This is a genomic window from Mesorhizobium sp. M1A.T.Ca.IN.004.03.1.1, assembly GCF_003997555.1.
Taxonomy (GTDB): domain Bacteria; phylum Pseudomonadota; class Alphaproteobacteria; order Rhizobiales; family Rhizobiaceae; genus Mesorhizobium.
Window position 1 is genome coordinate 1 of the sequence record NZ_RZTV01001154.1, and the last position, 233, is coordinate 233.

Annotated in this window: 1 pseudogene; it reads right to left on the bottom strand. The window is 61.8% G+C overall.

The window, feature by feature from the left end:
- A pseudogene (locus tag EOD29_RS35305) lies at nt 1-233 on the bottom strand (ABC transporter ATP-binding protein); the annotation flags it as partial.

Below are 233 nucleotides of genomic sequence, written 5' to 3' on the forward strand. Positions count from 1 at the left end.
GCCGGAAAGCTGCCAGGGGAATTTCTTCTCGAAGCCGGAAAGACTGACGAGATCGAGCGCTTCGGCGATGCGCCTCGTCCGGTCGGCGCCAGAATATCCCATGATTTCCAGCGGCAGGGCGATGTTGTTTTCGATGGTGCGCCAGGGATAGAGCGCCGGCGCCTGGAAGACATAGCCGTAGGCACGGGCCTTGCGCGCCTCTTCCGGCGTCATGCCATTGATCGAGATCTCGC